Raw genomic sequence first — 9525 nt, 5'->3', positions numbered from 1 at the left:
GATTCATTTGAAAATAGGCTTCTTCTGTTTGATTTAAGGTTCCCTTCAACTTATTCAAAAAGATTTTTTCAACAAAAAAGTTCTTAATAATCGGCTTACTTTTCAAATATTCTTGTTGTTGCAAGATACTTAATTGGTTCACTTCAGCCCATTTCTTCGAATGCTTTTGAATAGATTTCACAAATAATTTTGGAACCAATATTGGTAAGAACGACAACGTTATAAAAAGAGCTGCCAGCTTTAAATCTATAGCGGACACATATAACAAAGTGATCAAAGCAAATACAAGACAATAGAAAAATCCCATGATGGACTTGATTCCTTGTTCTTCTAATAGTTTTAATTCACTAAGCACGATTGACTCCACTTCCTGTTGATTAAACTTTCCATAAAAGAATGCGGTAATAACTTTTTCTTTAAGAGATAGAGTTACTTGCTTTATCATTTTTTGTTGTGAATCTTCCCATATAAATAATCCAAGCCGAATAAGGGAAAAGCTGAGAATACCTATCATTGAAATTTTTACTAAATCCTCAACTTTTTGAGTGGACGAAACATCAATTAATCCAGAAATAAAAGAAGGGATAATAATACCATCTAAAGCCGTTAAAGACATACCAATCGCTATTAATAAGACGTATTTCCTTGGTAACCAACCTAATATCTTCTTAATATATCCCATATCGTTTGCATTCCTTCATGCCCAGCTTCTATTATGATATTAATTATAACAAATAGTTAAAAACTTTGTATATCTTAGAATAATACAATTTTAGCAATGATTCCAAGCTGTATTAAGCCAAGATTTTTTCTTAGAAAGCCAAATCTATCTCTATTTTTATCCAAAAATTTCTCTGTTACTGCGATTATAAAATCCGCAAGTTTCTTCGGTATCATTTTTGGTGCATTTTATTCAAATCCCTTATAAAAAAATGAAAAAAAGTGTTTCACCACTCATTTAGAAGGATGATGTGAGAGGTGTTAGAAATCGTATCCCACCGGCGTTTCTGAGACTTTTCGGCAATTTGAAGTGGGGCGTGGCTGAAAAATTTTTTTGATTTTTTCTCGGATAATTTACTACACTATTCCGAATTTATGCAATAGACCTAAAACGGGGTTGTTGAATATACCGCTAAAAACCGCATCATTTCAACGTTTATAGTTTACTTTTAATTTTAAAATTCGAAATGTAACATATATGCTACTGTAGCATATATGTTACATTTTTATTTGGGTATTCGGATTTTATTGTGGAAAAGGGCTTATAAATCACCCTTCTCCAAATTCTTAATAAGTGTGGAAAAATCGACACCTAAGTTGTCTGTAATGTCGTGATCATTCACTTCATACCAATTGAAAGTATCGTATAACATAGCTTTATTGAAAGCACTTGAATTAAATCGTGGCTTACGCTTTTTATGGAGCTTCTCATTGAAAAGGATTTTGGCTCGTAAGGCATCAAACGAGTAACCTCTACCCATTCGCTCTACCTGCCTAATAATGCTGTTAATTGACTCCGTATAAGCATTAGTGAGCCTTTTATCAAAGTAGTTGAATATTTCAACATGCCAGTTGTCTACGGCTCTCACGAGGTCTTTATATGCGTCTTTAGAGTTGCTGGACATACAACGGTGTCTCCATTGACTATAACTAAGATGACCTTCATCTGGATCAGGAGTATCCCATATCCAGTAAAACTCTTCTTTGAGTTCATAGGCTTCTTTTAAAGCAGGAAGATTACCTAACCAAGTATCTAAGAGGAATGATTCACGTTCATTTAGATCGTGTTTACGCTTTAGAAGGATAAACCTTTCACGCATAAGGGTACGTCTTTCTTTTTGGCTCATATGGGCTTTCAAAGACTTTCTGACGTTATCTAAGGCTTGATTAGCCATTCTAACTACATGAAACTTATCTACGACAACTTTAGCTTGTGGAAGGATAGTGTTCACTGCGTCTTTGTAGGGCTTCCACATATCCATTGTGACGTACTCAATGTAAGTCCTGTCACTGATTTCTGAAAGACGTTGGATGACTGTTTCCTTGTTACGGTTAGGCTTGATGTCATAAATAGTCCTGCGTTCAATATTAGTCAATACAAGCCGAGGTCTACGGATAATATGTATCTCGTCTATCCCAAGCCACTTAGGAGTTTCAAACTGGTATTCACGTTCTTTGAGTGCCACATAGTCCTTAAAAACGTTCCTAATGGTTTTCTCGTCAACACCAACGCTTTCTGCGACTTCTACAAAGGTCTTAGACATGGATTGCTCTTGAATGGACTTTAAAAGCCTTTTGGTCATACTACGCTTTTCATCTACAGATATTAGGCGTTCCCAGAAGGTAGATCCGCATTCACGACACTTGTATCGTCTACGGTTCAATTGTAAGCCCACTCGCTTTAAACGAATGGGCAAATCCATAATTAGTTGATTTCTTGAACTGTGTTTGTACAACTTGTCAAAACCACATTCAGGACAACGTTCAGGTGGTCCGACTGCTTCAACTTTAAACATCATATCGGTTTCATTTTCTTGTGGCGGTTCTATTGTTTTAATGTCTGGTAGGGATAATAAGTCTGACATATTATTCATCCTTTATTACTCTGCGGTGTTAAGGTATCAATTATAGATTTGATGTCGAAATCATCAGTGTTAAATTATTTTTGTGACCACAAATGCACTTAGAAAATCCCTTAAAGCATTAGCTGGTTCACTTGAATAGGGAGTTGTAAAAAAGTTCCCTTAGCCTGCACAACAAGATAATTTCGAAATATCTTTATCGAACGTAAGTGCAACTAATTTTAGCCCTTCAGCCATTGTTAAATATGGTGCTAGGGTTTCTGTTAAATCTTCTATCGTTAAGCCAAATTTAACAGCTAATGATGCTGCATAGATGACATCTCCTGCATTTTCAGATACAATATGAACCCCTAATACTTTTAGTGTTTCTGCATCTGCTACTAGTTTAAATACACCGGTTGTTTCACGGTTTACAATTGCTCTTGTAACAGCATCTAAAGGTAATACAGATGTCTTCACATTATACCCTTTCTCTTTTGCTTGTTCTTCTGTTAAACCAACCGTTGCAACCGTCGGATTCGTAAACGTAACAGCAGGAACTACCGATAAATCTATTTTTTTGTTTAATCCACCAATAGCATTATCAGTAATAATTCCACCTTCATAGGCTGCTACATATACAAATTGTGGTCCTAAAGTCACATCTCCTGCTGCATAAATCTTTTCATTACTTGTTTGACCAAAATCATTGATCAGGATTTCATTATTTTTTCCAGTTTCAACACCTGCTGCACTTAAATTTAAAGAATCCGTATTTGGTTTTCTTCCAGTGGCAACAAGTAACTGATCTGATTCAATGACTTCTCTACTGCCATTTACTGTTACGTAAACCCTTTTTATCTCTCCACTTTGTTCAACACGCTCAAAAGTTGCCCCTTTGACAAGGTTTATACCCTGTTCAATTAACGCTTTTTCAACTGACTCTGAAATCTCAGGATCATACTCCTTTAAAAGTCGCTCACTTCTTTGCATAAGCGTTATTTCTGAACCTAAATGATGAAATAGTTGTCCAAGCTCCATTCCAATGTATCCTGAACCAATTACAGTTAATCGTTTTGGTATTTTCTTTAACTCAAGAAGTGTTGTACTAGTTAAATAGTCCATTTTTTCAAGTCCTGAAATTTGGGGCAACGAAGGCGATGCACCTGTTGCAATTAAAAAGCGTTTTGCAGATAACTTTGTCCCATTGACCTCAACCGTACTAGCATCAACGAATTTTGCTTCACCTTTAATTAAATCAAAATTATATTCATCAATTAAATCCATATATTTTTGATTCCGAAGTTCGCTCACCAATTTATCCTTTTGCGTGATTAAACTAGCTAAATCCACTTCTCCAGCGGATGTTTGTAAACCTATAAACGGATTGTCTTTTGATAAATGATTGATTTCCCCTGCCCTAAGAAGAGTTTTTGACGGAACACAGCCAATATTCACACAGGTTCCCCCAACCGTTCCACGCTCAATCATTCCAACTTTTGCACCGTATTCTATAGCTTTAATTGCCGAAGAAAAGGCAGCAGCACCAGAACCAATAATAAGAAGGTCATAATTGTCTTCATTAATTAACGCCACGTTTTCTAGTGATGATACTTCTTCAATTTCTCCGGCTTGGTAATTTGCTTCATCAATCGCCTTTATTGCACTTTCAACCTCAATATCATCGGGCAGTTCAAATACTGCTTCACCACGACGATAACTAGACTCAATATTTTTAGCACCTATCTTTTCAAGTGCTGATTCTACGTGTTTTTCACAACCCGTACAAGTCATTCCTGAAATGTTTACCTTAAATTTATTCATAAAAAAAGCTCCTTTCGTTAATTAATCTCTCATGTTAATGTTTCTATTATTGGACACGAATGTAATTTCTTTTCATCTGGACATCGTTGTTTTAAGTCGTCTAACATAGTTTCAATTCGTTTTAAATCCTCTATTTGTTTTTGCACTTCCTTTTGTTTTTTAGAAACAAATTCGAACATATCTTGACAACGAACTTCATCTTTATCTACAACACCAAGTAATTTATAAATCTCGCTTAAAGAGAAACCAAGTTCCTGTATTCGTTTAATAAACCCAACACGCTTAACGTCATCATATGAATATATCCGATAACCAGCTTCCGTTCGGTGAGGTTCTTGTAATAAATCTTTTCGCTCGTAATATCTGATCGTTTCTTTATTAACTCCACATTTATCTGCAAACTCACTAATGCGATAAATCATCTTATTTCACCCCCTGAATATTATAAACCATGTACCATAGTACACGGTCAAGTAAATTGGACTATTTTATTTTTTCCCAAAGTATCACTCGTATGTGATTGATACTTTTATATAATACTATTGATTATCCTAACATCCCACCAGAAAATCCGATTTAAACACCAGTTGTTTTTAAACTATTAAGAAAGTAATTCCACTATATATTCCGAAGACCCTTTTATTTTTGCAGTCTTGCACTCAATAAAAAAACCGTAACCTTGGAGGCTACGGTCGGTTGTTTGATTATTTTATAGTATATTGTCTTTCGTGATTTTTTACTCCTGTGAGTGTCACTGGGCTATTGTCTTCACGTGTGAAAGTTTGTTCACCGCTAGAATCGACAACTTCCATAAAGATTTCTTCGTATTCTTCAACAGTTAACATTTTACGGTTTTCAAGCAAAGCCTTATTTTCCGCAATATGCAATTGATTTTCGAATCCTTCAACTAATTCCCCAGCAAAGAATTCCCCAACTGCTCCTGAACCATAGCTAAAGAATCCGATGCGGTCTCCAGCTACTAGCACAGAACTGTTTTCTAATAGCGAAATAAAACTTAGGAATAATGATCCTGTATAAATATTTCCGACATGACGGTTATAAATAGACGCTTCTTGGTATCTTGCCGTGAAACGTTCTCTTTCTTCTTCGCTCATTTCTTCTAAGAACGGTTTGAAAGCTTTCATCCCCATCTTCGTATACGGTAAGTGGAAGCAAATGGCCTCGAAGTCCGAAAACTCGCAATGAGTCTTTTCTTGATAGTTCTTCCACACTTCAGAGAAGAAACGGATGTACTGTTCATTTGAAAATTGACCATCTACTAATGGATAGGCTTCATAGTTCGGTCTCCAAAAGTCCATTACGTCATCCGTAAATAAGCTTGTTTCATTGTCTAAAACTAATAAACGTGGCGACTCAGAAACAACCATGGCTACCGCACCAGCTCCTTGAGTAGGTTCTCCACCTGAATTCAATCCATATTTAGCGATATCACTAGCAATGACCAATACTTTTGATGAAGGGTTTAATGCGATATGCCCTTTTGCTAATTGAAGGGCTGCTGTTGCCCCATAACATGCGTGTTTTAATTCTACGCTTCGAACACGGTTAGATAACCCTAACATCCGTTGCATATAAACTGCAGCTGATTTCGATTGATCAATTCCTGTTTCTGTTCCAAATAAAATCATATCAATAGATTCGCGGTCAGCATCATCAATAATCGATAAAGCTGCATTTGCGGCTAAAGTCACGATGTCTTGTGTGACTGGAGCTACTGCCATTGTAGACTGTCCAATGCCAATCGTGTATTTAGCTGGCTCTACTCCACGAGCAACTGCCAATGTTTCCATATCTAGTGCAGTCGGTGGCACAAAAAAGCCAATCTTATCTATTCCTATATTCATTGTTGTTCTCCTTTACGAAAAAGCCCTAACCACATGTTGGGCTTCTTGTTCTTTCTTAGCAACAACTATACTAGCAAAAAATTGCCGTCTGGACAATTGAATTTACTATTTGTTCTATAATTTAAACAATTCTTTACTATTTAGAACGATTAAAAATTAGGTTTTAGAAGCAAAATCTTATAAAATAGTGGAGATGAAAGTGAATCTACTATAGAAAGGAATCAAAGATATGAACGGAAATGATATTGTCATTGTCAGCGCCACACGGACTGCCATTGGTAAATTCGGAGGACAATTTGCTACAACCTCTGCGATTGAATTAGGAACAGCGGTAGCAAAATCCGCGATCGAAAAAGCCAAATTATCTCCCGACCAAATTGATACAGTAATTTTCGGAAATGTTTTACAAGCTGGACTTGGTCAGAACCCTGCTCGACAAGTAGGATTAAAAGCCGGTCTACTCCATTCTAGTACAGCCTTAACGGTCAATGAAGTTTGTGGTTCTGGATTAAAAGCCATTATTCTTGCAGCACAATCCCTTCGACTAGGAGATGCTAAAATTGTCTTAGCCGGCGGTATGGAAAATATGAGTTTAGCACCTCATTTATTACAACAACGCTTTGCTCCAAAAAACGGACCAGTTACTTTAGTCGATTCATTATTTAATGATGGGTTAACAGACGCCTATTCAACGGATGCAATGGGCATTACCGCAGAAAATATCGTTGAAAAATACGGATTTACACGCGAAGAACTCGATGTTTTTGCCCTTTCTTCTCAACAAAAAGCTGCTAAAGCACAAGAAGAAGGACGTTTCGAGAAAGAAATCACCCCCGTCGCTGTCTTCAATCGTAAAACAAAATCTGACGATTTCAAAGCTAGCGATGAATTCATCCGTGCAAACACAACACTGGAAAGTCTTTCCGGATTAAAACCTGCCTTCAAAAAAGACGGAGTGGTTACTGCTGGAAACTCTTCAGGAATCAATGATGGAGCTGCTTGTGTCATTATGACAACTCGCGAATATGCCAAAGAATTGAATCTACCTATTCTAGCAACTCTAAAAGGATATGCAGAAGCAGGTGTAGATCCTGCAATCATGGGGATTGGACCTGTTCCAGCGATTGAAAAATTAGTAGCACGCATCCGCATCCCGCTTGAAAAAGTGGATATCTTCGAACTGAATGAAGCCTTTGCGGCACAAAGTATGGCCGTTATTAAAGACTTGAAAATCCCAAATGAAAAAGTAAATCCATTCGGTGGTGCCATTGCACTAGGACATCCAATCGGTGCTTCTGGCACACGTATCGTTGTCACACTGATTAATGCTCTCGAACAACTAGACGGTAAACTCGGCGTTGCTTCACTTTGTGTGGGCGGCGGAATGGGCGTTGCCATCGCAATTGAACGCGAACAATAATAGAAAAAATGAGAGTTGTCCAAAATTCACTTATAAGTGAATTTCGGGCAACTCTCTTTTTTCTTTTTAACTATCGAAAGTACGAAGAAAGAAATCAATATAAAGATTACGAAGAACCTGACGTATTCTATAATAGCAGTAACGTAAATCCGCATTAAAACGAGGGAGAAAGACAGAAATGCCCTAGATTCAATTGCATCTAGGGCATTTTGTTTTCTTTCCCCTACAAAGTTGAATAGGAATGAGATAGCTGTTTACAGCTAAACTCATTCCATTCAACCACTGTGCTAAAAGGGCGTAGGAGTTTATTCCGTAGTTAAAACACTTTATAAAGTTAGACGCAGTAGCTGATTGAATCAAGCTTCATCACTTGTGATTCGCTTAATTCTAATCAGCCTTGCGGGGGTAAGACTACAAAGCAAACATGACTCACACTGTGAGTCATGTTTTGTCTTTGGTCTTACTTCCTTTTTGAGTATTTAAAGGTGAGAGACTTCGGCTCGAACCGGTGCAACGTTACAGCTATTATAAAGATATCCGTGAAGATTCGAAGTAATCCTATAACTTAATTTATTTCTCTTCGTGTTTCTTTTGTTCGTGTCGGTGTTGATAGTATTCTCGAATCTCTTCATTCTCCTGGCTTGCCTGATATGTAATCGAAATTCCTTCTTTTTTCCAATGAATGCTCGTTAAAATATCATCCCAGCTCGGAAATTCGATGTTAAATGTATCCGCAAAACTAATGGAAGCTCTCCATATATCGAAGCGAGTCTGTAGTAAAAGCAAGGCTACTCGAGTGAGTAGTTCACGTTTTTCTTCATCCATTTGCCCCGCAGCTTTGAAGAACTCCTGAACATAATGCATAAATTTGCCAAACACATCATTAATCGTATCCAAACCAATCGTAAAAAGAAGCTCGAAGAACACGTCCCAGAACAGTTCTAGTTCTTCATCACTCACTTCTTCAGTCCATTTTTTAAACGTTTGGTCATTTAATTGGCTGTTTTTCGTCAAATGATCCATCGTCACAAATTGTCCATTTTCAATTTCCCATGTCAAAGCGCTATGCTGGAGAGCAGCAAAGGCATTACTTTTGACTATGACATAAGGAATTTCAGATTCCAAAAGCAATCCAACCAACGCATCTTGAGGAATGTAACGCATCGCTAACGGAACCACTGCGCGATAGCCTTCCGTTTCTAAAATCGAACGGTGTAATCCTGGAGAATCAAAACAGAAGATTTTCCCCAATCTTGATTGAACTTCTTTCTCTTGGGTAGAGGCAGCATATAAGGCTAGATTTCCTCCTTTTGAATGTCCTGACAGGATGATTTCCCCATCGAACAACTTCGCCTGTTGCTCCAAATATTCCTTGGCATCTTTGTGCGCTGGAATCACTGGAGAATACGTCATCATAAAGTCTTCTTTCCAACCAATCAGCGTTTCATCTGTTCCGCGGTAAATCACGATTCGCATGTTGGGATTTATTTCCACTGTCAATGCGGCGAATTGTTTAGTAATATCTGAGTCCACTTCGCTCTTCATCCCGAAGAACTTAAGGGATTGATATCGTTTCGCTTTTCCAATTTCCTGCGTTAAATCGACTCTTTCTTGCGTAATCATCATCGGATTATCTCTTAATAATCGTTCCGCATTTTCTCCCATATGGTGAGCAATTTCTTCAACTGTTGAAAATTCTTTTCCACTCATATCTGAAGAAACGATCTCTTCTAGAGGTGAATATCCTAATTCCGTTAAGACAAGGGCGTCAATTTCAGAGAAAGGTCTCTCATCAAACGTGTCCTTTCCAAACTCTTGTACATAATTCATCATATTTTTCATTGAATCGTCCTCC

At 37.3% G+C, this 9525-nt stretch carries 7 protein-coding genes; 1 reads left to right on the top strand and 6 read right to left on the bottom strand.

Annotated features, from left to right (window positions below):
• From HMPREF3106_RS02770 to HMPREF3106_RS02750, 5 genes are all read right to left on the bottom strand, one after another.
• The coding region (locus HMPREF3106_RS02770; protein ID WP_168160687.1) for an ABC transporter ATP-binding protein at positions 1–682 on the bottom strand (682 nt) is incomplete at its 3' end.
• Positions 683–1262: 580 nt separating this feature from the next.
• The gene (locus HMPREF3106_RS02765) at positions 1263–2585 is read right to left on the bottom strand and encodes an ISL3 family transposase (protein WP_070444316.1); all 1323 of its coding nucleotides are present in this window, start codon (positions 2583–2585) and stop codon (positions 1263–1265) included.
• Positions 2586–2744: 159 nt separating this feature from the next.
• Positions 2745–4385: a mercury(II) reductase gene (gene merA, locus HMPREF3106_RS02760; RefSeq protein WP_070444314.1), complete on the bottom strand. Its 1641-nt coding sequence runs from the start codon at positions 4383–4385 to the stop codon at positions 2745–2747.
• Positions 4386–4414: 29 nt separating this feature from the next.
• Positions 4415–4807: an Hg(II)-responsive transcriptional regulator gene (gene merR, locus HMPREF3106_RS02755; protein ID WP_070437570.1), complete on the bottom strand. Its 393-nt coding sequence runs from the start codon at positions 4805–4807 to the stop codon at positions 4415–4417.
• Positions 4808–5089: 282 nt separating this feature from the next.
• The gene (locus tag HMPREF3106_RS02750) at positions 5090–6250 is read right to left on the bottom strand and encodes a hydroxymethylglutaryl-CoA synthase (RefSeq protein WP_070437567.1); all 1161 of its coding nucleotides are present in this window, start codon (positions 6248–6250) and stop codon (positions 5090–5092) included.
• A gap of 229 nt (positions 6251–6479) precedes the next feature.
• On the opposite strand from HMPREF3106_RS02750, the gene HMPREF3106_RS02745 reads away from it, so the two are divergent.
• Entirely contained in the window at positions 6480–7670 is a 1191-nt protein-coding gene (locus tag HMPREF3106_RS02745; protein WP_070437564.1) for a thiolase family protein, read from the top strand.
• Between the two features lie 570 nt (positions 7671–8240).
• Here HMPREF3106_RS02745 and HMPREF3106_RS02740 read toward each other — a convergent pair.
• Entirely contained in the window at positions 8241–9512 is a 1272-nt protein-coding gene (locus HMPREF3106_RS02740) for an Mbeg1-like protein (RefSeq protein ID WP_246827506.1), read from the bottom strand.
• Positions 9513–9525 lie beyond the last annotated feature (13 nt).

This window comes from Granulicatella sp. HMSC31F03 (assembly GCF_001807725.1).
Lineage (GTDB): Bacteria > Bacillota > Bacilli > Lactobacillales > Aerococcaceae > Granulicatella > Granulicatella adiacens.
This window is presented reverse-complemented; position numbering and strand designations above follow the sequence as displayed.